Source organism: Alkalihalobacillus sp. NPDC127517 (genome assembly GCF_050276055.1).
In the GTDB taxonomy this organism is placed as follows: domain Bacteria; phylum Bacillota; class Bacilli; order Bacillales; family Bacillaceae_D; genus Alkalicoccobacillus.
Genome location: NZ_JBNNQX010000006.1, coordinates 64,899 through 87,210, shown reverse-complemented (window position 1 = coordinate 87,210; position 22,312 = coordinate 64,899). Strand labels below are relative to the sequence as shown.

Here is a 22,312-nt window from a genome sequence, read left to right as displayed (position 1 = left end):
CAAAACCCCGCTCCTTCGGAGCGGGGTTTTCTTTTACTTAAAACTGACTAGGGTCAACATCTCCTAGGTAGAAATACACAAACAATGCTAGGATGAAGCAATAAGCCGCAAAGTACACAAGCTTGCTTTTCTTTAAGAAGTTAATAAACCATACAATTCCAAGTAAAGATGAAATGAACGTTACGATAAACGCAATAATCAGTGGAAATGCTCCTGCCACAGCAAGCAATTCTCCGTTTAATAAATCTTTAAACGCAAGTACAGTTGACCCAAGAATAACTGGAATGGATAACATGAAGGAATAACGAACAGCTGTTTCTTTTGTTAATCCGGCAAACATTCCAACAACAAGGGTTGTACCTGAACGAGAGAGCCCTGGAATTAAAGCAATGGATTGACCGATTCCGATCAATACGGAGTCGAAGAGAGTCATATCCTTTTCTGTACGGTTTCCTGTACGAACCACACGCTCAATGATGATTAAGAAAATTCCAGTGATGGCAAGTGAGATAGCAATCATAGTTGGCCCTTTTAAGGCAGTAGAAATGTAATCTTCAAAAAGAATTCCTGCTACACCCGTAATTACTGTAGCAACTAGTATGTAAATTGAAAACCAGAAACTCGTTTTGTTTTTTTCGGAACGATCCTTAATGTAACCAAAAAAGCCGATAATTAATTCGATTAAATCTTTTCGGTAATAAATGATGACCGCCAAAACGGATCCTAGGTGAAGTAAGATTTCGAATCCAAAACCTGGAAAAGAAATATCGAAAAGCAACTGGGTAATTACAAGGTGGGCGGAGCTTGAGATTGGAAGAAATTCAGTAAGTCCTTGTACCAACCCTAGCACAATGGCCTCAAGTATTGTCATAGTCATATTCCTTTCTTTCGCTGTTCATCTCTTTAGTATGTATATGTTCTACTAGCTGCTTCATTCTAGCAAAAATTTACTCATTCGTGAAGGTTTTTTTGAATTTATACTTGTTCTTACCATCTTGCCGAACGAAACAGCTATCGATATACTGAACATACTATCAATCATTTGGAGCGTTCTATCTATGAAACGAAATCTAACGATATTCATCATCATCATTGCGATATGTATGGGAGCCGGCTTATTAGTTAATCAATTACTAAATGGTTCAAAACAAGTCGGTAGCCAAGAAGGTATGCAGACTGAATCTATTCATTTAAAGAATGCGGATGGGCAAACAGCTGATGTATTTGAACCAAAGGATCGTGTAACGGTATTAAATGTTTGGGCTACATGGTGCGAACCTTGTGTTCGTGAATTACCAGCTTTAATGGAGCTAGATTCAGATTACAAACAAAAAGGCGTGGATGTCATCACGCTGAATGCACAAAAGTTTGAGCGTGTTCCTGAGCATACGTTTGAATTTATGGAAGAACAACAATTAACATTACCTGTGTTTTTGGATTCTGAGGGTGAATTCTTTGACACATTTAATGTGCAGGGTTTACCAACAACATTTATCGTAGATGCAGATCAAACCATCGTTAAACGAATTGAAGGTGAGGTTCATTACGAGATGATCCAAGAAATCATCGATCCGCTTTTACCTTCTAATGGAGACTGAAGAAGATCCTTATCACAGGGTCTTCTTTTATTTGTCATGGATACATATGATGAAGCGATATGTGAAAGGGAGTGGGGAAGTGGAAAAGGAGTGCTGGACAATTACAGAATCGATTGTTTTTGAAGATGAAACGATTCAAATTGTACGAACAGCTGATACGTCCTATCCTGCGATACTTTACAAACGATTTTTTCCTTCTGTTTCAATCGGAACAAAGATTGTAATCAATCAAACAGCTACAGCACTCAAATTAGGAACGGGTGGGTACGACTTTGTGAAGCACGTAATGGCTAGTAATAACCAGTTCACTAATAGCGACAAACATATTATGAAGCTTCGATATACACCATTGCAGCATATAGGGAACAGTGTGGAAGAAATAAAAGAACATCAAGCCTTGTTTGAAAATCATCTCTCTTTACAGAATAAAAAGATTATCCTTGCCGAGCTACATAGCATGGTTCCCATTATCTACGACGTAGCGAATGTATTAGATCCAACTGCATCGTGTTGTTTCATTTTTGATGACAGTGCTTCGTTAACGATTGAGATTAGCTCGCATATTCGGAGGTTACAAAAAAAATCTACTGTTCATTCCATTACAGTTGGTCAATGTATAGGCGGAGAGTATGATGCGGTCAGTGTAGCCTCGGCTCTTCAATTTGCTCATGGTTATCTTAAAGCAGATCTAATCATTATTTCAGTTGGGCCAGGAGTGGTAGGAACAGGGACAAAGTACGGTCATACAGCAATGGATCTAGCAAACTGGGCGAATACGGTAGGCTCGCTAGGGGGTTGTCCAGTGTGGATTCCAAGACTTTCCTTTGCTGATAGTAGGGATCGGCATTATGGACTAAGTCACCATACCATAACACCATTATTTGAATTTACTTATTGTCCATGCGTACTGGTCTTTCCACCATTGCAAACCGATCAAAAGAAAGTGGTTGAATCACAGCTATCAAGTGTGTGTCGAGTCGATCATCATATCATTTATTCTTCTATTTTATCAAATGAAGGATCTATAAGGCGCGTGTTAGCGACTGGAAAGGTTAAAACGATGGGGCGTGGGTACAACGATGATCCTGTGTTTTTTGAAGCTGTATCTGAAGCCGTTTGCTTTTGTTTAGATGGATAAACGTCCAGAATCCAATCTGACACATACTCTTGTTTCTTTAATTGCTGTTTTAATCTGGCTTTAATTGCTGTTTTAATCTGGCTTTAATTTCCCATGCTTTACCGACTAGTAAAATCCCATTTTCATGAATGTGAATGTTCATGCTTTCACTCCTGTCTATTACGTATGGTACACTCTTATGAGAGAATTCATACTAGTAGACCAAAGGAGTTTAACTCATGACACATTTAACGGAAAAGACGATCTCAACAGAATCCATTTTTAAAGGAAAGGTGATCTCTTTACAAGTTGACACCGTTACTCTTCCAAACGGTAATGAAAGCAAAAGAGAGCTCGTTAAGCACCCTGGAGCAGTGGCTGTTATTGCAGTAACAGATGAAGGGAAAATCGTGCTAGTTAATCAATATCGAAAGCCACTTGAAAAGACCATATTAGAAATCCCTGCAGGAAAAATTGATCCAGGTGAAGCACCTATTAAAACTGCCGCTCGTGAATTAAAAGAAGAGACAGGATACGATGCAAAAGGATTAGAGCTGGTTACTTCCTTTTATACATCACCTGGATTTGCAGATGAGATCATCTATTTATATGAAGCAAAGGGATTACTTCAAGGTGAGGCGAATCCAGATGCAGATGAATTTGTTGAAGTAACAGAAGTAACACTTGAGCAAGCACAAGCACTCGTTGAAGATCAAACCATCCATGATGCAAAAACAGCTTATGCAGTTATGTACCTTCTATTAAAACAAGCCCAAGCGAAGTAGTCATATCGAGTGGCCTGTCCTCATATTCTAATATAGATTAATGAGGAGGCCATATGATGAAAAAGCGGACCATTCAGGAAGTGATCCTGACTCACGTTGAAGAAAATCGTACAATCTATTTATTTACAACCGTTTTATTTCTTATTGGCATCGTTTTTGGTGCAATCATAGTCAACAGCTTACATTTAAATCAGAAGAACGACTTATATATGTATCTAAACCAATTTTTTGTACAAGTCCAGGACGGAAACATAGCAGGGTCTAAAGAAATCTTTAGTCAGAGCTATATTCATTATGGAAAGTACTTTGCTTTAATGTGGATCTTAGGTTTATCACTAATTGGACTTCCGGTTATCCTGATTCTCCTTTTTCTAAAAGGTGTTGTCGTAGGATTTACGGTTGGATTTCTAGTAAATCAAATGGGCTTTCAGGGCTTTCTGTTAGCAGCTGTATCGATCCTTCCTCAAAATTTATTGCTTGTTCCTGCTTTTATTGTGGTAGGAACGGCGAGTGTATCTTTTTGTTTAAAGATGATTCGTCAACAATTCGCTAAAAAAGTTCACCAGCCTGTTTTTCCTCAGTTTCTCCGTTATTCATTACTACTATTATGTATGGGGGGAGCCTTGTCATTAGCTGCTGCACTTGAAGCATATGTTTCTCCTTATCTTATGAAACTAGTTGTAGGTTGAATGATACTCATTGTCATATAATAATGATTATTAGTTAATAGATAATAATCATTATCAATTGACACTGTTTTTCAATAAGATTATAATAAACGTATTGAAATGGAAGTCGGGTTAGGAGGAGTAACTGATGGAAAATCGTCTAGAGCGAATAAAAAAGCACCTTCATTCTCAAAGCTATAAGCTGACCCCTCAACGTGAAGCCACAGTGATGGTATTGCTTGAACATGAAGAGGATCACTTGAGTGCTGAGGATGTATACCTCCTCGTAAAGGACAAAGCTCCGGAGATTGGTTTAGCCACAGTGTATCGGACATTAGAACTTTTAGCTGAGCTAAAAATCGTTGATAAAATTAACTTTGGTGATGGGGTTTCCCGGTTTGATCTACGTAAAGAAGGAGCGGCTCATTTTCATCATCATTTAGTGTGCATTGAATGTGGTGCAGTAGATGAGATTGAAGAGGATTTACTAGGAGACGTTGAGAAAGTAGTAGAACGAGATTATAACTTTAAAATTAAGGATCACCGTTTAACGTTTCATGGAATCTGTTATCGCTGTAAGGATCAATATGCGGATGAGTCAGATGAAGAGTCAAAAGAAATGCAAAACCAAGCTTAATGAAGCGAGGGTTAAGACGCTATGAACCATTCATAGTGTCTTTTTTATCTGTTTTCATATAGAAGGTATATTCCCCTTAGAAAATGGCATACCTTAAACAAGAGATGCTTGTTTCGAAGAGGGAGATGTTGTCTATGAAAAACTGGATTATAGCTGGTTTACAAACATTTAAAGTCATGCTTTTATTTATTGGATGCACGTTATTCTTTTATTATGGTATTCTATGGGTAAGTCAAGAATATGAGAGTTACTATCGCTATGATGCTCCTAGTGGAAATGCAGTGAAAGTAACCACGGAAACGGATTCAGATTCGAATGAACCGTCTCTTTTAACTAGACTTGGTTGGTTTTATCAATTAGGAGAATAAATGCCGGAAAATGGATGTGACTCAGCAATGCTTGATGATGTAGAAGACTTTATCCATTATTTGCAGGTTGAAAGAGGATACTCAGATAATACGATTTCTTCGTATCGAAATGATTTAAAGTCCTATCTTGCTTATCTTAAAAATGTAGAAACGGTCTCCGATCTTTCAGTGGTGGATCGTTCCTTAATCGTACAATATCTATTTTTTTTAATGGAAAAGGGTCGAGCTGAAACAACCATTGCGAGAAGTATTGCTTCGATTCGAGGGCTTCATCAATTTTTGTTACGCGAGGGAAGGGTTTCGCATGATCCAAGCGTTCATGTTGAAATTCCAAAGGCACCTAAGCGGTTACCAAAAGTATTATCACCCGAGGAAGTTGAAGCGTTACTTGAGGCACCTGGAAATGGTGAACCGATTGCGATTCGAAATCAGGCTATGCTTGAAGTCATGTATGCAACAGGTATTCGTGTTAGTGAATTAATTGGGTTAACAACGTCTGATTGCCATTTAACAATGGGTTTTTTGCGTTGTATTGGAAAAGGAAACAAAGAACGCATTATTCCTCTTGGGTCAAAGGCAACAGAGGCTGTACATACATACTTAGAAAAAGCGCGTTCGCATTTATTAAAGGGTCAGCGTCATGATACGTTGTTTGTAAATCACCGTGGTGGCGAGCTTTCCAGACAAGGATTCTGGAAGATCTTAAAACAACTTGCGTTAAAGGCACATATTGATAAACCTTTAACTCCTCATACGTTACGCCATTCATTTGCAACACATTTATTAGAAAACGGTGCAGATTTGAGGGCTGTTCAGGAAATGCTAGGACATGTAGATATTTCAACGACTCAAATCTATACACATGTTACAAAAAGTCGAATGAAAGATGTTTATTCGATGTATCATCCTAGAGCATAAGAACATCTCAATGTTGTCTGACATCAGACATTGAGTAAGAAAGAGGTCATAAAAATGAACGAACAACCGTTTAAACGGGTCTTTTTAATTGTGATGGATTCAGTAGGAATCGGAGAAGCACCAGATGCTGACAAGTTTGATGATGTGGGTGCAGATACACTTGGACATATTGCTCAGGCAATGGAGAACATTCAGCTACCTACACTTGAGAAATTAGGCTTAGCTAATATCAAGCAAATTCAGGGACTTCAAGCTGTAGAACAACCAAAAGCACATTTTGGGAAAATGCAGGAAGCATCTAATGGTAAGGATACCATGACAGGCCATTGGGAGATCATGGGGCTTAATATTACTGAACCTTTTCAAGTGTTTCCGGAAGGGTTTCCTGATTCATTATTAGTTGAATTAGAAAGCCAGATTGGCCGAGGATTTCTTGGGAACAAGGTGGCATCCGGTACAGAGATCCTTGATGAGCTCGCAGAAGAACATGTGAAAACAGGCAAGTTAATTGTGTATACGTCTGCTGACTCCGTTCTGCAAATTGCTGCCCATGAGGACATTGTACCCATTGAAGAGCTTTATGATATCTGCGAAAAGGCACGTGCACTTACATTGCAACCTGAATATATGGTTGGGCGTGTCATTGCCAGACCTTTTGTAGGGGATGCAGGAGATTGGAAGCGTACACCTAATCGTCACGATTATGCTTTAAAACCATTTGGCCGTACAGTGATGAATGAATTAAAGGATGGTGGCTTTGATTCCATCGCCATTGGCAAAATCTCTGATATTTATGACGGTGAAGGAATTACTCAGACTGTTCGTACGACATCGAATGAGGACGGGATGGATAAATTCTTTGAAAGTATGGAGCAGGACTTTACGGGCATGAGCTTTTTAAATCTTGTTGATTTTGATGCGTTATTCGGTCATCGCAGAGACCCTATTGGTTATGGTAAGGCACTTGAGGAGTTTGATCTTAGATTAAAAGATGTCATAAACCAACTTAGTAGCGGAGATCTTTTAATTATTACGGCCGACCACGGAAATGATCCTGTTCATAAAGGGACAGATCATACGCGTGAGTACGTACCGTTATTAGTGTTTGATCCAAATCAATCTAGTGCGGTTGACTTAGGAATTCGTTCAACATTTGCAGATATTGGAGCGACAGTTGCAGATAATTTTGGAGTAACGGCACCTGAGTACGGGACAAGCTTTTTAAAGCAAATAAAAAAGTAAGACAATTGGGAGAGGTTTCTTATGAAAAAGGAATTAAATCAATCAGCAGACTACATTAAAAGTAAGCTTTCAGTAACTCCAAAAATTGGATTAATTCTCGGCTCAGGACTCGGTGTCCTAGCGGATGAAATTGAAAATGCGACAACCTTGCCTTACGAAGACATCCCGAATTTCCCGGTTTCAACGGTTGAAGGGCATGCAGGACAATTGGTTGCAGGGACCATTGAAGGAAAACAAGTCGTTGCTATGCAAGGTCGCTTTCATTATTACGAAGGTTACTCAATGGAAGAAGTCGTATTTCCAGTAAGAGTGATGAAAGAGCTTGGCGTGGAGCAACTGATCGTCACAAATGCTGCTGGAGCAGTAAATGAAAGCTTCTCTGTTGGAGACCTTATGATCATTCGTGATCATATTAACAATCAAAGTGCAAACCCACTAATCGGACCAAATGACCAATCACTTGGATTACGTTTCACAGACATGTCTAATGCTTACTCAAAAGAGCTGCGCGTATTAGCTCATGAACAAGCTTCCACATTAGGGTTAACTCTTCAAGAAGGTGTGTATGTAGCCAACACAGGTCCTTGCTATGAAACACCGGCTGAAGTTCGCACGGCACGGGCATTAGGTGGAGATGCAGTAGGTATGTCTACAGTTCCAGAGGTCATTGCTGCAAGACATGCTGGCCTAGAGGTACTAGGTATTTCATGCTTATCGAATATGGCTGCGGGTATTCTGTCACAGCCTTTAAACCACGAAGAAGTGATTGAAGTAACCGAACGAGTTCGCTCGTCTTTCCTAGGCTTAGTAAAATCAATTTTAAAAGAAATGTAAAAAGGGGATTAGTAAAATGACTAACATTGTAGAGCAAATTAAAGAATCAGCAACGTACTTACAATCTTTTATCGATCAAAAACCTGAGATTGGCTTAATTTTAGGTTCAGGACTTGGAGAACTTGCGGATGAAATTGAAGGAGCAGCAAAAATACCTTACAAAGATATTCCGAACTTTCCGGTTTCTACAGTTGAAGGGCACGCAGGTCAGCTTGTTATTGGTCAACTTCAAGGAAAAACTGTCATTGCGATGCAAGGACGTTTTCATTATTACGAAGGATATCCACTTGAGCAAGTAACCTTCCCAGTACGCGTGATGAAGGAACTAGGTGTGAATTTATTATTTGTGACAAACGCGTGTGGTGGAATGAACAAAACATTCCAACCTGGAGACCTAATGATTATCACGGATCATTTGAATATGACTGGTGCGAACCCGCTTATTGGACCAAATGCTCCTGAGCTTGGTCCACGCTTCCCTGATATGAGTCAAGCATATACGAAAAAGTATGTTGATTTAGCTCTAGAAACAGCCAAGTCACTAGATATTAAGGTTCAACAAGGTGTGTATGCGGGTGTAAGTGGCCCAACATACATGACGGGTGCAGAATTAATCATGCTACGTAACCTTGGTGGAGACGTTGTTGGCATGTCAACGGTTCCAGAAGTCATAGTTGCAAGCCACGCAGGAATGGACGTCCTTGGGATCTCTTGCGTAACAGATATGGCCATTGGAGAAGAGATTGCAGGAATTACACATGAAGAAGTGATGGAAGTGGCTACTCGTACAAAACCACTATTTATTAAGCTTGTAAAAGAATTGGTCGCGCAAGCAAAACCTGAATAAAAGGGACGTGTTAGCATGAGAATGGTTGACTTAATTGAAAAAAAGCGTAACGGTGAAGTCCTGTCAGATAAGGAAATTCAATTTATCATTGATGGCTATACAAACGATCAAATTCCTGACTATCAAATGTCAGCGTGGGCAATGGCTGTTTTCTTCCAAGACATGAATGACCAAGAGCGTGCTGCTCTAACAAGGGCGATGGTAAAATCAGGTGAAGAGATTGATTTGTCTGCTGTAGAGGGAATAAAAGTAGACAAGCATTCCACCGGTGGAGTAGGCGATAAAACAACCATTGCGCTCGCTCCTCTAGTCGCAGCTGTAGGTGTACCTGTTGCTAAAATGTCGGGAAGAGGACTGGGTCATACTGGTGGAACCTTAGATAAACTAGAGTCCATTCCTGGTTTTCATATTGAACTGACTACAGACGAATTTATTCAAAAAGTAAATGAAAATAAATTAGCAGTTATCGGACAAACAGGTAACTTAACGCCTGCAGATAAAAAGCTTTATGGTCTCAGAGACGTAACAGGTACAGTTAACTCGATTCCACTTATTGCGAGTTCAATCATGAGTAAGAAGCTAGCATCTGGTGCTGATGGTATTGTTCTTGATGTGAAAACAGGAACAGGCGCCTTTATGAAGGAACTCTCGGATTCAAAGCAGTTAGCTCAAGCCATGGTCAAAATCGGCACAAAGCTTGGAAAGAAAACAATGGCTGTGATCTCAGATATGAATCAGCCACTTGGTCTTGCGGTAGGGAATGCACTTGAAGTAAAAGAAGCAATTGCGATGTTAAAAGGCGAAGGGCCAGAAGATGTACTTGAATTGTGTTTGACGCTTGGAAGTCATATGGTAGTGATGGCTAAGAAGGCTGAGTCGGTGGATGAAGCACGTAAAGCACTGGAAGAAGCGATTACTTCTGGGAAAGCGATTGAGACGTTAAAAACATTTATTGAAGCACAAGGTGGAGACGCATCCGTTGTTGATGATGTGACTAAATTCCCTGAGGCGCCGTATAAGATTGAAGTTAAGGCTCAATCAGAAGGAATGGTTAAATCAATTGAAGCAGATCGTATTGGTACAGCTGCGATGATGTTAGGTGCCGGTCGTGCAACAAAAGACGATGACATCTTGCTTGACGTTGGACTAATTCTTCATAAGAAAATTGGAGATGTAGTGAAGGTTGGCGATCCAATCGTTACATTACATAGCCGCCAAGAACAGGCAGAAGAAGTTGAATCAATTGTTCAAAAGGCTTACGATATCGCTCATGAACACATTGAAGCACCTACGTTGATCTATGAAGAAATCACAGCGTCACAAGGAACTGGGTTTGTTTTATAAATAAAGAAAAGAAAGAGACTGGGACATAACTTAAAATCAATTTAAAAAGGCGAATGATTCGATTGCAGAATCATTCGCCTTTCATGATTTTATTTGAACAAGCGACGGTTTCTCCTGTAGCGGATTATTTGCTATATTCGTGTTTTACTCGCTACATTAATGTTATGTCCCGCCCTATTTCCATTCTATCATCCATTATAAATCAAGCGATAACGGTGGCTCACCTGACTTATTCATTAAGCGAATATTTGTTGGGGTAAGTTCCAGAAATACTAGCTTAGGGTCATCTGGTCCTTCAAAATATTTCTTCAGATGCTCGTTCCAAAGCTCGTGCTTCGTCTCTTTATCCTCTTTAATTTTTGCTTTACCTTCAAATTCTATAAATGTATCACCAAAACCTTCGCCCTCATAGCCGAGCAAGACGTGGACATTTGGATTTGCTTCAATCTCATCGGTTTTATGTGTATCAATGCTTGTTGGAGTATAAAGCGTTAACCCTTCATGAAAAAACGTCATATACCGAGTTAACGGCTGGTCACGAACAACTGTGGCCAATGTTCCTGTGTAATGCTCGTCCATAATCTTTTCAATTTTACCTTTTAACTCTTCTTGGTTCATTTTCATTCTACCTCCTCATGATCTAACTAGAATTAGTATTCCTGAAAACACAAAAAATGAAACATACCGTTTTTTTATGTTTAAAAGAGAGATGAAAGGTGAATACATAGTTGTGTGAGAAATCTTATCGAAAAAAAGGGAGAGATAAAAGATGGCAGATGTTTTATACACTTCAAAAGCAACAGCAGTAGGTGGAAGAGAAGGTCACGTTAAATCTAGTGATTCGAATATCGATATGGATCTTGTGAAACCAGGAACATCTGGCGGAACGAATCCCGAACAATTATTTGCGGCAGGCTACTCTTCATGCTTTGATGGAGCTCTAAACTTAATTGCTTCAAAAGAAAGCAAAGAAATTGACTCTGAAATTACAGCGGCTGTTAGTCTTGTTAAAGACACTTCAGATGATGGATTCAAGATTGCAGTTGAATTAAAAGCTTTAATCGGAGGCGTTTCACAAAGTGAAGCCGAAGATTTAGTTGAAAAGGCGCATCAGTTCTGCCCTTATTCGAAAGCAACACGTGGTAACATCGATGTGCAATTAACTGTTGAAACAAAGTAAGGGTTGAATACACAAAGATACACTTGCTGGGATCTCTAATTAGAGTATTCCGGCAAGTTTTTTGTGCGTTTACTTAATTAAGTGAATAAAGGGTTTAACACATCCCGTTTGAAGGAATGCAAATGGTGTAAGAGCATTTGAGATCAACAATTTAAGGAGGACTACCCATGATTGAATCAGAAGAACTCCAACAATTGCGAGACCAGAGATGTGAGACCGGTTGCCTTACCATTTACTTAAACACAGACCAAGGACAAATGGATCAAAAGAAAGGCGAATGGAAAATTCGTTTAAAAAATGGATTAAAAAAATTAGAAGAATACTTAGAGAGTAGTTCTCAGGAAGAAGCAAGTGCCTATCAAACCATTCGTAAGATTGCTGAAGATGAGATCTTAAATAATCAGACGACCTTAACGAAGTCGCTTGTTTTTATCGGTTCATCGTCAGGAGACTGGCAGTTGAAGAAGCTGCAAGTACCACTTGAGAATGACTTCAGGTGGGAAAAACAACCTGTCTTAGACCAGCTTGAACAAAAGCTTGAAGCGTACCCGAAAACAGGCATTCTCTTAATTCAAAAACAGGACGTTGTGGCGGTTGAAACAGTTCTTGGTGAAGTTGAATCTGAAAATGTATACACATGGGATGCAGAGAGTGAAGATTGGAAGATGTACCAGGGGTCTAACTCAAGTAATGTGGCGGGCGCAGCGATTCATAAAGATCAATTTGATCAACGGTTTGAGGCAAATCAACAAAGATGGTTTAAGCAACTAGCAGCTAAAATTCAGAAAAAAGCAAAGAAAAACGGCTGGACCGGCGTTTATCTTGTAGGATCCCCTGATCAAACAAGTGAATTTGAAAAACAACTGACTATGAAGAATGTCGAAGTTGTAAAGAAAAATCTAACGAAATTAAAATCAAATCAGATTATCAATGAATTATTTGCTTCCTAAATAAATAAACGGTTTTTTAACAGAACGATCCTAAAGCGGATCGTTCTTTTTTCGGTTCTTGAATGATTAAAAAGAATCATAAACTTTTTCATTGACTATATTTCGTGAGTCTAATATAATCTCTAAAGTAGAAACTGGATAGTTTTTTTGTGACCAATGAGTTACAAAGGAAAGAGGACAAGCATTTATGAAAGAAACGATTATTCGTTCAGCATTACAATTGTTTTCAAAAGAAGGGTATACATCAACGTCCATGCAACGGATTGCGGAGGAGTGCGGGATCTCAAAAGCCTCTCTCTACAAATATTTTGATTCAAAAGAGGAGCTATTAATTCAAGTTTTTGAACAAAGTCTCACTCGGATGTTTCAACAAGCCCAAGAGATTACGGTGAATGATTCACTCTCTAATAGAGAACGCTTTGTACAAAAGATTATTCTTGAGCTTGAAGTGAATCAAGAACAACGAGCGTTTGTGAATCTAATTATACGAGCGATGCCTGTTCATCAAAACCAGAAAGTAAAAGATCTGATGAGCCGAACCAAATCAGCTCTAATGAATTGGCACAAACGAAGCCTGCTTGAAGCATACGGTGAGGATATTCGGCCGTTTGTTTGGGATCTTGTTGTTGTCTTTCAAGGAACCATTCGAGAATATATTGTACTGATGATGGATGATTACAAGGTATTAGATAAGAATAACATTGCAGAGTTATTAGTTTCTCACTTTGACGCGATTGTAGCGAGCTTTAACAAAGATCATACGGTTCTGACAACCTCACTGATGAGTGAGTATGAAACATTTCGTCTTTTTGACAAACAGCGTTCAGAGGAACAGATCTTTATGGATATTGTTAACCACATCTCACATAAAGCTGAATCGCTGTCGTCTGTAAAAAAGAGGGAAGTTCAGGATGCAATTAAAAAACTTTTATATCATCTGAAAAGTGATAAAGATGAGCGATTACTAATTGAGGCACTTTGTCTTTATATAGATGCTAGAGTCTCAATTAGAGATGAAATCGAACGCATCACACAGCTTATGAAAAATCGACAATGCAAAGAAGGTTATAGTACATGAGTACCGAACAAAATGATGTATTAAAAAATGTGAATAAACTACCAATCATTGCGGTTTTGTTAGTAGGGGCATTTGTGGCAATTTTGAATCAAACCCTCTTAACAACCGCTTTGCCCGTTCTTATGGCAGATTTGGATATTGACGCGAACTTAGGCCAGTGGGTTACCACAGCTTTTATGCTTGTTAATGGTGTTATGATCCCAATTACAGCCTTTTTAATTGAAAAGTTCACGACACGAAAGCTGTTTCTGACAGCCATGATTTTATTTGGAATCGGAACATTCATTTGTGCCATTGCACCAACTTTTACGTTCCTTATTACTGGTAGAATGATTCAGGCGGCGGGTGCTGGAATTGCGATGCCTCTTATGCAGACCGTTCTTCTTTTAATTTTTCCAGTTGAAAAACGAGGATCGGCTATGGGGATGGTTGGTCTGGTTATATCTTTCGCTCCAGCAATTGGACCAACGTTATCAGGATGGCTTGTTCAAAGCTATCACTGGACAGTTTTATTCTGGATCTTACTTCCGATTATTGTCTTAGATATTATTGCGGCATATATCGTATTGAAAAACGTAACGACGCTTCGTTCACCAAAGCTTGACACACTTTCGATTATTTTATCTTCACTCGGATTCGGAGGTCTGCTCTTTGGATTTAGTAATGCAGGAGCAAACGGATGGTTATCTACAAATGTACTCCTTCCAACGTTAGTAGGTGCAGTTACTCTGACTTGGTTCATTTTAAGACAGCTACGATTAGCTCAGCCAATCTTAGAATTTCGAGTGTTTAAATACTGGGTATTTACTTTAACAACTGCTATTGGAATGATTGTGTTCATGTCTATGATTGGAGCAGCAACGATCTTTCCTATTTATATGCAAACCATGCATAACTTCACTGCACTCGAATCAGGGTTAATGCTTCTACCGGGAGCCATTGTGATGGGGATTATGTCGCCAATTACAGGGCGCATTTTTGATAAAGTAGGAGCCAGATATTTAGGAATTATTGGGCTTGGGATGATTTTTGTTACAACAGCAATGTTTACGAACCTAACAGACTCTACCTCGATGCTCTATGTAACGATTGTTTATTCGTTCCGGATGCTGGGCGTAGCTCTTGTCATGATGCCAGTGACAACCGCTGGTATCAACGTGTTGCCAAGACATTTGATCCCACATGGTACAGCGATGAACAATACGATGCGCCAAATTGCCGGTTCAATTGGTACAGCTGTACTAGTGTCAGTCATGACAACAGCTGCTTTAAATAAGACAGAGAGTGGTAATGTAGGAATGATTGATGCTCAGATTTCCGGTGTGAACACAGCGTTTATGGTTGCAGCGGGTATCGCTCTTGTTGGATTTATTCTTGCCTTTTTTATTAAGTCCAACAAAAAGCCATTGCAAAAAGAAACATATGGGACAAGCGCTGGTCAAAAGCCGGTAACGGATCAATCATAAAAAAGTGTGTTTTAGACTCTTTTTAAACGGGAACGTAATAAGTAGACAACGATTTAAAGGAGAGTTCAATCATGAAAGAATTTACAGTAGTAGCAAATAAGGATGCAACAACATGGATGGTAAAAGCAGAGGATGTGGCTCCAATTCACGAGTTTGACAAGCGTGATGATGCCGTTGAAAAAGCAAAAGAACTCGCTTCTTCTCATCAACCAAGCAATGTTAAAGTATATGATGCTTCTAACGAATTAGTTGAATCTGAAGTATTTGAATAAGGATCAAAAAGGTGGACAACATGTCCATCTTTTTTTTATGTATAACACAGAACAAATGTTCTGTGTTATACTAAACCCTTATCTTAAAAAGATCGGAGTTTAATCAATGAATGGAAAAACCCATCTAATGGGAGGGCTTGCAGCTTGTGCTGTTGTTGAAACAATGGTGGACGGCAGTGATTTTAGCCCATTGTTTTATATTGGAGGTATGGTTGGTGCGTTTCTTCCTGATATTTGTCATGTGCATTCCACAATCGGAAGAAGATTACCGCTTCTATCAAGACTCGTTTCATTACTATTTGGTCATCGTACATTCACACACAGTCTTCTCTTTTTAGTGATTGTGCATGTGTTGCTTGATATGGTGTTACCTGATGCATCAAATGTACATGTTGGTCTGTTTGCAGGGATGATTAGCCATATTCTATTAGATATGGCGACAGTAAGAGGAGTTAAGTTATTTTTTCCTTTTTCTATGAGAGTTCGATTGCCATTATACATACGTACAGGCGGGAAGATTGAAGGAGTTGTGCAGCTAATATTGCTCGGATGGTTAATCATCTGGAGCTATCAGTTTATTCAATCATGGCTTTGACAAAAGTGGCCAATAAGAGAACAGTAAAGGCTCACACCGGCTCGTTCCTTAAGGACACGAAGAGGCTGGGACAAAACAAAAATCAGTGAAAAAATGGCGAATGATTCTACAATTGAATCATTCGCCATTCGTATTTTGCTATCCACATTAATGTTATGTCCCGGGCTCTTTTCTCATGAATGTTTAGCTAGGTCACAGCTTACTTATATTTCCTTATTAATTAGTGAGAATTTTTGTTTTGGCTAACCAAGTGAATGTCACATCAAAAAGCTGATCTTCCCACGTGCTTGAGGCGAAGGTATGTGATGCATCCTTTATATAAATAGGCGGCGCCATGAGGGAGGCTGCGTGCTCAGCGTACAATTTGGCATGACGTACTGCCACATCTTCATCTTGCTCAGTATGTACGATAAGCACATGGCTATTTACCGAGGAGATGGCCGTAAGGGGGTCATGAATCTTTAGATCTTCAAAGAAGGCATGACTTAGCTCAAACCCTTGATAATCGTAAAAGCCATTTCTTTGAGCGGCTTTTGCAGCAGATGTACCTGTGATCTGAGTAATATCTTGATAAGGTTCAGCCACAGCTGACCAAAGGACTAGCTGATGAATCGAGGCTCTGCTTGCTGCGAGAGCAGAAGTTGCTCCTCCAAGACTATGACCAACAATCGTCATCTTTTCTGAATCAATCATAGGTTGGTTTTTAATGTATTGAATGATTTCAAGCAATTCTTCTATTTGTTTACTTACTGTAAGATTTCGATAATCTCCGCTACTTTCTCCACATCCGCTAAAATCAAACCGGAAGCAAGCATATCCTTTCTCGGCAAAATAGCGTGAGGCTTTTACAAATAATCGATGTTCCCCCACTTTACTTCCGATAAACCCGTGAACAAATACAATGGCAGGTATCTTCTCTGTTGATGGTTGTCGTGGAAGATGAATGGCACCTGAAAGTGTTTCATTGTTAACTTGAAGCGTTATAAGAGAATGGGCCATTAGTAAAACCTCCTATTGATTAATCCTATAAGTTTACTGTGTATTTAGTATAGCACAGCTCATTTGGTCTGACAATTCATTGATCCTTTTCGTATAAGAGCATCCTAAGAGGTGAATAGTACGGAGAGATCGATGCACATCAGGAGGTAAGAGAGAGTTGATTCTACGAAACCCGTTTTTCATTGTATTGCTTATGTTTTTTGTGTTAGCTAGTGATTTAAACAGTGTACATGCTGCAACTGTTGACAGTAAGGAACCAACACCTAATTCAATTTTAGCAAAAGAATACCCGGATACGGTGTTCTTTTCGGGAGAGAAAGAAACTAAAAGGATTGCATTAACCTTTGACGATGGACCAGATCCTCGTGTAACGAGTGACTTATTAGATGTTTTAAAGGAAGAGGGAGTACAAGCAACGTTCTTTTTACTAGGAGCGAGAGCCAAAGCATATCCTGATCTGGTTCTCCGCACGCATGAGGAAGGACATCTTATTGGAAATCATGGGTATTGGCATAATCCAATCATTCAGCTATCTGATCAGCAAGCAAGATTTGAGATAGAGCAAACACAGCAGGTAATTGAACAGATCATTGGCGTAAAAACAACGTTACATAGACCTCCCTTTGGCCTTTTAAACGAACAAAAAGTAGAAGTCATCAAAGAACTAGGGTACTCAATTATTTTATGGTCAGTTGACACAGAGGATTGGAAAGCATCTCCACCTGATCAGATTGTAGAAACCGTTTTAGAAACCGTCAAACCAGGATCTATCATTCTTCATCATGATGGGTCGAATTGGGATACGGACCTAACAGGCACTGTAACTGCTGTGAAAAAGGAAATAAAAGAACTAAAAATGCAAGGGTATACCTTTGTGACGATTACCGATCTACTCAAATAACGTGAGTAGAATATTTTTTTGGACGTATAAGTAGAACCTGATGTGGGAAAAATGGCTGATAGTTTAAAGACTTGGATGGAGGACAGAGATATGAGAAAAGTGATAGCTGGATTGGTCAGTTTCATGTTAGTCACAGGTATGATGGTGCCAAATGCTTGGGCAGCGGAGAAAGAGACTCAGAAAGCAGAGGTACAATTCGCAGAGAATGCTTCATCTGCCATCATTATGGAAAGAGATACTGGGGAAGTTCTTTACGAGAAAAATAGTGAAGAGTCACTACCTCCTGCAAGTATGACAAAGATTATGACCATGTTATTAATTATGGAAGCCATTGATAAAAAACAACTTAAATATGAAGATATGATTCGAGCGAGTGAGAATGCAGCTTCTATGGGCGGTTCGCAAATTTTCTTAGAGCCGGGCGAAGAAATGTCTGTTCAAGATATGTTAAAAGGCATTGCCGTTGCGTCTGGAAACGATGCGTCCGTTGCCATGGCTGAACATTTAGGAGGGACTGAAGCAGGCTTTGCAGACATGATGAATGAGAAAGCAAAAGAGCTTGGACTTCAAAAAACCCATTTCTCCAATTCAAATGGATTACCGATTGATAATCATTATACTTCAGCTCATGATCTAGCCATTATTGCAAAAGAGCTTTTAAAGTATGAGGATATCACAAAGTTCACTGGCATTTATGAAGACTATTTGCGCCAAGAAACGGATAACCCGTTCTGGTTAGTTAACACAAACAAATTAGTTCGTTTTTATCCAGGAGTCGATGGATTAAAAACAGGTTACACAAAAGAAGCAAAATACGGCTTAACAGCCACCGCTGAAAAGGAAGGTATGCGTATTATTGCTGTTGTTATGGGGTCTCCTTCTCCAAAAGAACGCAATGCTGACGTCACAACCATGCTTGACTTTGCATTTAGTCAATACAAAACACATAAGCTGCACGAACGTAATGAAGCAGTGGGTGAAGTTAAAATTAGTAAAGGGCAACAGAAGAATGTAAAGGCTGTAACAGGCGAGTCGATCTCCATCTTAACAAAAAAGACAGAGTCGATTGACGAAGTGGTGGAAAAGATTGAATTAAACGAGAATATGAAGGCTCCTATTTTAAAAGGGGATGAGATCGGTTCTCTTATTGTCGAAAACGGTGGGAAGGTTGTTAGCGAAACGCCTTTGGTTGCTGAAGATGAAGTATTAGAGGCTTCATGGTGGACGCTATTTAAACGAGTTCTTGGCGGTTTCGGCGGGAATTAAGCGGATTGACACCAATTAACAAGGATGATGACTAGTTTTGTCACGGTGCAGGAGGAGAACCTGTCTAAGGCGAATGTTCTAAACTAGGAAAAACAGGATAGCCTGTTCACCATGTTAAGGAGGGGTCTTACATTGAGCTTAATGATCAATATGGAACGTAAAGACCGTGTGTTACTTGTACGCTTAGAAGGAGAATTAGATCATCACTCTGCTGCCAGATTACGAGCTGATATTGAGGAACAAATTGAAACAGGTGAAGTCACTCATCTCGTTCTTAACCTTGAATTCCTATCATTTATGGATAGCTCGGGTCTTGGGGTCATTTTAGGACGGTTTAAACAAATTAGAGCCAACGGAGGAGAAATGGTTGTTTGTGCGATTTCTCCAGCCGTTCGTAGATTGTTTGAGATGTCTGGACTCTTTAAAATTGTACGTCTTGAAGCAAACGAACAATTTGCTTTAGAAACATTGGGGGTGGCCTAGCATGCAAAATCGGATGGATTTAAGCTTTTCTGCGATTAGTTCAAATGAATCCTTTGCACGAGTCACGGTCGCAGCATTTATCGCACAGATTGATCCAAGCATGGAAGAAGTAACAGAGATTAAAACAGTGATCTCAGAAGCTGTAACGAATTCGATCATTCATGGTTATCAAAATCATCCTGAAGGAAAAGTTTATATTTCAGCCTCTATCGAAGAAGAGTGTCTTGAATTAATTATTCGGGATGAAGGCATGGGAATCGCAGATCTTGATGAAGCCAGACAGCCTTTGTTCACAACAAAACCGGAGCTTGAACGATCTGGTATGGGTTTTACGATTATGGAAAATTTCTGTGACGAGATGAAGGTCATATCAGAGCCACTACTTGGAACAACGATTTATTTAAAGAAGCAACTATCAACTAAAAAAGCCATATACAATTAAGGGGTTTTGCCTATGGACGTGGAGGTAAAACGTAAAAAAAATCAGTCAGGTCAGCTTACAGACGCGGAAGTAAAACGATTAATTAAAGAAAGCCAAGATGGAAACGCGAGCTCGCGTGATGAGATTGTCAGTCGAAACACAAGGCTTGTCTGGTCTGTTGTACAGCGGTTCATGAACCGCGGATACGAGGCAGACGATCTCTTTCAAATTGGATGCATTGGTTTAATTAAATCTGTTGATAAGTTCGATTTAAGTTATGATGTTAAATTTTCTACGTATGCCGTACCAATGATAATAGGTGAGATTCAACGATTTCTGCGTGACGATGGAACGGTTAAAGTCAGCCGATCCATTAAAGAGCTCGGTAACCGAGTTCGCAAAATGAAAGACGAATTAACGAAAACACTCGGACGTACGCCAACTGTCAATGAGATGGCTAAACAGCTCGAGGTGACGCCGGAAGAAATTGTGTTTGCCGGTGAAGCAAGTAGACCGCTCACTTCTATTCACGAAACAGTATATGAAAATGATGGAGACCCTATTACCGTCCTCGATCAAATGGCCGATCAATCAGAGAGTCGTTGGTTTGATAAAATTGCTCTTAAAGAAGTCATTAAGGAGCTCGAGGATAGGGAAAGACTCATTGTGTATCTAAGATATTACAAGGATCAAACCCAATCTGAAGTGGCTGAACGGCTTGGTATTTCCCAAGTGCAAGTTTCAAGACTTGAAAAAAAGATACTCGAGCACATGAAAATGGAAATGGATGGGTATGAATAAAGGTATGAAGTAGTTCTAAACATTTAGAACTACTTTTTTTCATGCAAGAAAGATGTTTAGAATTGATTGATTTGGTGAATTAGCTTATCATGTGATAAGTGAGGGATGCTAATCATGAAAAAGAAAAAAAAGTCCGAAACAAAAACAAAACTAAACACTTCTGTAAATATCATACAAAAGGCGCACCAGCTCTTTATGGATAAGGGATACGCTAATGTATCAACACGAATGATTGCCAAGGAGTGCGGTCTGACTCAGCCGGCACTTTACCATCATTATCCGAACAAAGTAAGCATTTATTTGGCTGTATTACAAACCGATCTTAAGAAAACGGAAGAAGCGATTCAGTCCATTTTTGCTCATCATGAATCGATTCGAAATGCTCTTTTAGAAATGACCATTTATATTTTATTAAATCGTCCGAAGAATTTAGGGCAAATTAATAGTGATATGAAGTTACACATGGATAAAGAGCAGCAACTGATGATTCGTAAGTATTGGACAGATGCTTACCTATCACCGATTGAACAGTTGTTGAAGGAGTCATCACTTCATACACATTTAACAGAGGATCCTTATCATTTAACGAAACTTGCGCATGTGTATCTTGGTATGGTACATCAGCAATTGCCTGAGATGGATCGGTTAACAAATGTGGATGAACATGTAGCTCGTGACCGAGCAGAATTTCTGGTCACTGTTTATTTAGATGGCATTTTAAATAAGAAAGACTAAATGCTTTGATTTTCTCTCCTTATCACATGAGTCATACATCCAAAGGAGGAAACTCAACATGAAACATCTTCGAACGCTAGCCATCATTAATATAGCAGCATTTATTGTGGCTTTAGGCATGAACTATCTCTTTCCTTCTTCTCAAAATGTTGGAAATGTGGCTGATGCATTAGGTTCCATCATCCAGCCAGCGGGTTACACGTTCTCAATCTGGGGGTTCATTTACTTATTGATTACAATCTGGCTCATTCGCATGTTCTTTGCGAAAGGTGCTGAAGCAGAAAGCTATAAAAAGATTGGTGGTTGGTTTGCTACAAATATATTGTTAAACAGTTTGTGGATTCTTGTATTTGAAAGTGAATTCATTGGTCTTTCGGTCTTTGTTATTGCTGGTGTTTTCTTAACAGTATTGATCATTTACCTAAAGATTGAATCAACACCTGGAACACCGTGGTGGCATCGACTGCCATTCTCAGCCTATCTAGGTTGGATCACAGTAGCTGTTATAGTAAATGTGTTTGCTTGGACGAATGCTTCTGGCATTGATTCATTGTTTGGTTTAGATGAGCTAGCTTGGACTGTGATCCTACTCGTCATCGCAACTGCTATCACATTGTTTGTTACACTTCGGCATCGGGATATCATGTATCCTGCCATCGTTATCTGGGCTTTCATTGGTATTATTGTAAAAGAACAAGAGAGAACGCAGCTTGTCACTTTATTATGGATTTTAATTGCTGTGATTGCAGTAGCTATTCTATATCAAGTGGTTCGTTTCTTTAAACACAAGACTGCATAGGGAGAACA

The 22,312-nt window shown here is 39.4% G+C and carries 28 protein-coding genes; 24 read left to right on the top strand and 4 right to left on the bottom strand.

The features are described from left to right. Window positions 1-37: 37 nt before the first annotated feature. The gene (uppP, locus tag ACQKKO_RS09475; protein WP_498646547.1) at window positions 38-871 is read right to left on the bottom strand and encodes an undecaprenyl-diphosphatase UppP; all 834 of its coding nucleotides are present in this window, start codon (window positions 869-871) and stop codon (window positions 38-40) included. Window positions 872-1,058: 187 nt separating this feature from the next. On the opposite strand from uppP, the gene ACQKKO_RS09470 reads away from it, so the two are divergent. Together ACQKKO_RS09470 and ACQKKO_RS09465 are read left to right on the top strand one after the other, a co-directional pair. Beyond that, window positions 1,059-1,598: a TlpA family protein disulfide reductase gene (locus ACQKKO_RS09470; protein WP_498646545.1), complete on the top strand. Its 540-nt coding sequence runs from the start codon at window positions 1,059-1,061 to the stop codon at window positions 1,596-1,598. Window positions 1,599-1,647: 49 nt separating this feature from the next. Further along, window positions 1,648-2,736, top strand: a complete 1,089-nt coding sequence (locus tag ACQKKO_RS09465) for a DUF3866 family protein (RefSeq protein WP_498646543.1) — start codon at window positions 1,648-1,650, stop codon at window positions 2,734-2,736. A gap of 49 nt (window positions 2,737-2,785) precedes the next feature. Here ACQKKO_RS09465 and mciZ read toward each other — a convergent pair whose 3' ends face one another. After that, on the bottom strand, window positions 2,786-2,878 hold the full coding sequence (gene mciZ, locus ACQKKO_RS09460) for a Z-ring formation inhibitor MciZ (protein ID WP_498646541.1): 93 nt from the start codon (window positions 2,876-2,878) through the stop codon (window positions 2,786-2,788). Window positions 2,879-2,954: 76 nt separating this feature from the next. Between mciZ and ACQKKO_RS09455 the strand changes: the two genes are divergently transcribed. The 9 genes from ACQKKO_RS09455 to ACQKKO_RS09415 all read left to right on the top strand — a co-directional run bounded on the left by ACQKKO_RS09455 (window position 2,955) and on the right by ACQKKO_RS09415 (window position 10,358). Further along, window positions 2,955-3,500: an NUDIX domain-containing protein gene (locus ACQKKO_RS09455; RefSeq protein ID WP_498646540.1), complete on the top strand. Its 546-nt coding sequence runs from the start codon at window positions 2,955-2,957 to the stop codon at window positions 3,498-3,500. A 53-nt stretch (window positions 3,501-3,553) separates the two neighbouring features. Next, window positions 3,554-4,189, top strand: coding sequence for a stage II sporulation protein M (gene spoIIM / locus ACQKKO_RS09450; RefSeq protein WP_498646538.1), 636 nt, complete (start codon window positions 3,554-3,556; stop codon window positions 4,187-4,189). A gap of 127 nt (window positions 4,190-4,316) precedes the next feature. Further along, complete coding sequence (gene fur, locus ACQKKO_RS09445) at window positions 4,317-4,805, top strand: ferric iron uptake transcriptional regulator (protein ID WP_498646536.1); 489 nt, start codon at window positions 4,317-4,319, stop codon at window positions 4,803-4,805. Between the two features lie 134 nt (window positions 4,806-4,939). Next, a complete protein-coding gene (locus tag ACQKKO_RS09440) occupies window positions 4,940-5,173 on the top strand; it encodes a YqzK family protein (protein WP_498646534.1) in 234 nt (77 codons plus the stop codon). 27 nt (window positions 5,174-5,200) lie between these two features. Then, window positions 5,201-6,091, top strand: a complete 891-nt coding sequence (gene xerD, locus ACQKKO_RS09435) for a site-specific tyrosine recombinase XerD (RefSeq protein WP_498646913.1) — start codon at window positions 5,201-5,203, stop codon at window positions 6,089-6,091. A gap of 54 nt (window positions 6,092-6,145) precedes the next feature. Continuing rightward, the gene (deoB, locus tag ACQKKO_RS09430; RefSeq protein ID WP_498646532.1) at window positions 6,146-7,333 is read left to right on the top strand and encodes a phosphopentomutase; all 1,188 of its coding nucleotides are present in this window, start codon (window positions 6,146-6,148) and stop codon (window positions 7,331-7,333) included. Between the two features lie 21 nt (window positions 7,334-7,354). Next, window positions 7,355-8,167 carry a purine-nucleoside phosphorylase gene (locus ACQKKO_RS09425; protein ID WP_498646530.1) on the top strand — a complete coding sequence of 271 codons (813 nt, stop codon included), beginning with the start codon at window positions 7,355-7,357 and terminating at the stop codon, window positions 8,165-8,167. A gap of 16 nt (window positions 8,168-8,183) precedes the next feature. Then, window positions 8,184-9,014, top strand: a complete 831-nt coding sequence (locus ACQKKO_RS09420) for a purine-nucleoside phosphorylase (protein ID WP_498646529.1) — start codon at window positions 8,184-8,186, stop codon at window positions 9,012-9,014. Between the two features lie 15 nt (window positions 9,015-9,029). Continuing rightward, window positions 9,030-10,358, top strand: a complete 1,329-nt coding sequence (locus tag ACQKKO_RS09415; protein WP_498646527.1) for a pyrimidine-nucleoside phosphorylase — start codon at window positions 9,030-9,032, stop codon at window positions 10,356-10,358. Between the two features lie 195 nt (window positions 10,359-10,553). On the opposite strand, the gene ACQKKO_RS09410 is transcribed toward ACQKKO_RS09415, so the two are convergent. Continuing rightward, entirely contained in the window at window positions 10,554-10,976 is a 423-nt protein-coding gene (locus ACQKKO_RS09410; protein WP_498646525.1) for a pyridoxamine 5'-phosphate oxidase family protein, read from the bottom strand. 151 nt (window positions 10,977-11,127) lie between these two features. Here ACQKKO_RS09410 and ACQKKO_RS09405 point away from each other — a divergent pair, with 151 nt between their 5' ends. The 6 genes from ACQKKO_RS09405 to ACQKKO_RS09380 all read left to right on the top strand — a co-directional run bounded on the left by ACQKKO_RS09405 (window position 11,128) and on the right by ACQKKO_RS09380 (window position 15,899). Beyond that, window positions 11,128-11,538: an organic hydroperoxide resistance protein gene (locus ACQKKO_RS09405; RefSeq protein ID WP_498646523.1), complete on the top strand. Its 411-nt coding sequence runs from the start codon at window positions 11,128-11,130 to the stop codon at window positions 11,536-11,538. 167 nt (window positions 11,539-11,705) lie between these two features. Further along, window positions 11,706-12,488 (top strand): VLRF1 family aeRF1-type release factor, encoded by a 783-nt coding sequence (locus ACQKKO_RS09400; RefSeq protein WP_498646521.1) that lies wholly within the window; start codon window positions 11,706-11,708, stop codon window positions 12,486-12,488. Between the two features lie 187 nt (window positions 12,489-12,675). Beyond that, window positions 12,676-13,566, top strand: coding sequence for a TetR/AcrR family transcriptional regulator (locus ACQKKO_RS09395; RefSeq protein ID WP_498646519.1), 891 nt, complete (start codon window positions 12,676-12,678; stop codon window positions 13,564-13,566). Next, window positions 13,563-15,032: an MDR family MFS transporter gene (locus ACQKKO_RS09390; RefSeq protein ID WP_498646517.1), complete on the top strand. Its 1,470-nt coding sequence runs from the start codon at window positions 13,563-13,565 to the stop codon at window positions 15,030-15,032. The genes ACQKKO_RS09395 and ACQKKO_RS09390 overlap by 4 nt, the downstream gene beginning before the upstream one ends. A 71-nt stretch (window positions 15,033-15,103) precedes the next feature. Beyond that, entirely contained in the window at window positions 15,104-15,304 is a 201-nt protein-coding gene (locus ACQKKO_RS09385; RefSeq protein ID WP_498646516.1) for a DUF2188 domain-containing protein, read from the top strand. A gap of 106 nt (window positions 15,305-15,410) precedes the next feature. Beyond that, complete coding sequence (locus tag ACQKKO_RS09380; RefSeq protein ID WP_498646514.1) at window positions 15,411-15,899, top strand: metal-dependent hydrolase; 489 nt, start codon at window positions 15,411-15,413, stop codon at window positions 15,897-15,899. A 216-nt stretch (window positions 15,900-16,115) separates the two neighbouring features. Here ACQKKO_RS09380 and ACQKKO_RS09375 read toward each other — a convergent pair whose 3' ends face one another. Further along, the gene (locus ACQKKO_RS09375; protein WP_498646512.1) at window positions 16,116-16,898 is read right to left on the bottom strand and encodes an alpha/beta hydrolase family protein; all 783 of its coding nucleotides are present in this window, start codon (window positions 16,896-16,898) and stop codon (window positions 16,116-16,118) included. Window positions 16,899-17,055: 157 nt separating this feature from the next. Here ACQKKO_RS09375 and ACQKKO_RS09370 point away from each other — a divergent pair, with 157 nt between their 5' ends. The 7 genes from ACQKKO_RS09370 (at window position 17,056) to ACQKKO_RS09340 (ending at window position 22,304) form a co-directional block, all read left to right on the top strand. Beyond that, window positions 17,056-17,799, top strand: coding sequence for a polysaccharide deacetylase family protein (locus tag ACQKKO_RS09370; protein WP_498646510.1), 744 nt, complete (start codon window positions 17,056-17,058; stop codon window positions 17,797-17,799). A 90-nt stretch (window positions 17,800-17,889) separates the two neighbouring features. Next, the gene (locus ACQKKO_RS09365; RefSeq protein WP_498646508.1) at window positions 17,890-19,065 is read left to right on the top strand and encodes a D-alanyl-D-alanine carboxypeptidase family protein; all 1,176 of its coding nucleotides are present in this window, start codon (window positions 17,890-17,892) and stop codon (window positions 19,063-19,065) included. Between the two features lie 132 nt (window positions 19,066-19,197). Then, window positions 19,198-19,548 carry an anti-sigma F factor antagonist gene (gene spoIIAA, locus ACQKKO_RS09360; RefSeq protein WP_498646506.1) on the top strand — a complete coding sequence of 117 codons (351 nt, stop codon included), beginning with the start codon at window positions 19,198-19,200 and terminating at the stop codon, window positions 19,546-19,548. 1 nt (window position 19,549) lies between these two features. Further along, on the top strand, window positions 19,550-19,990 hold the full coding sequence (gene spoIIAB, locus ACQKKO_RS09355) for an anti-sigma F factor (RefSeq protein ID WP_498646504.1): 441 nt from the start codon (window positions 19,550-19,552) through the stop codon (window positions 19,988-19,990). 12 nt (window positions 19,991-20,002) lie between these two features. Continuing rightward, window positions 20,003-20,770: an RNA polymerase sporulation sigma factor SigF gene (gene sigF, locus ACQKKO_RS09350; RefSeq protein WP_203086647.1), complete on the top strand. Its 768-nt coding sequence runs from the start codon at window positions 20,003-20,005 to the stop codon at window positions 20,768-20,770. 114 nt (window positions 20,771-20,884) lie between these two features. Next, window positions 20,885-21,505 carry a TetR/AcrR family transcriptional regulator gene (locus ACQKKO_RS09345; RefSeq protein WP_498646502.1) on the top strand — a complete coding sequence of 207 codons (621 nt, stop codon included), beginning with the start codon at window positions 20,885-20,887 and terminating at the stop codon, window positions 21,503-21,505. A gap of 58 nt (window positions 21,506-21,563) precedes the next feature. After that, window positions 21,564-22,304, top strand: coding sequence for a TspO/MBR family protein (locus ACQKKO_RS09340; RefSeq protein WP_498646500.1), 741 nt, complete (start codon window positions 21,564-21,566; stop codon window positions 22,302-22,304). The last annotated feature ends 8 nt before the right edge of the window (window positions 22,305-22,312 follow it).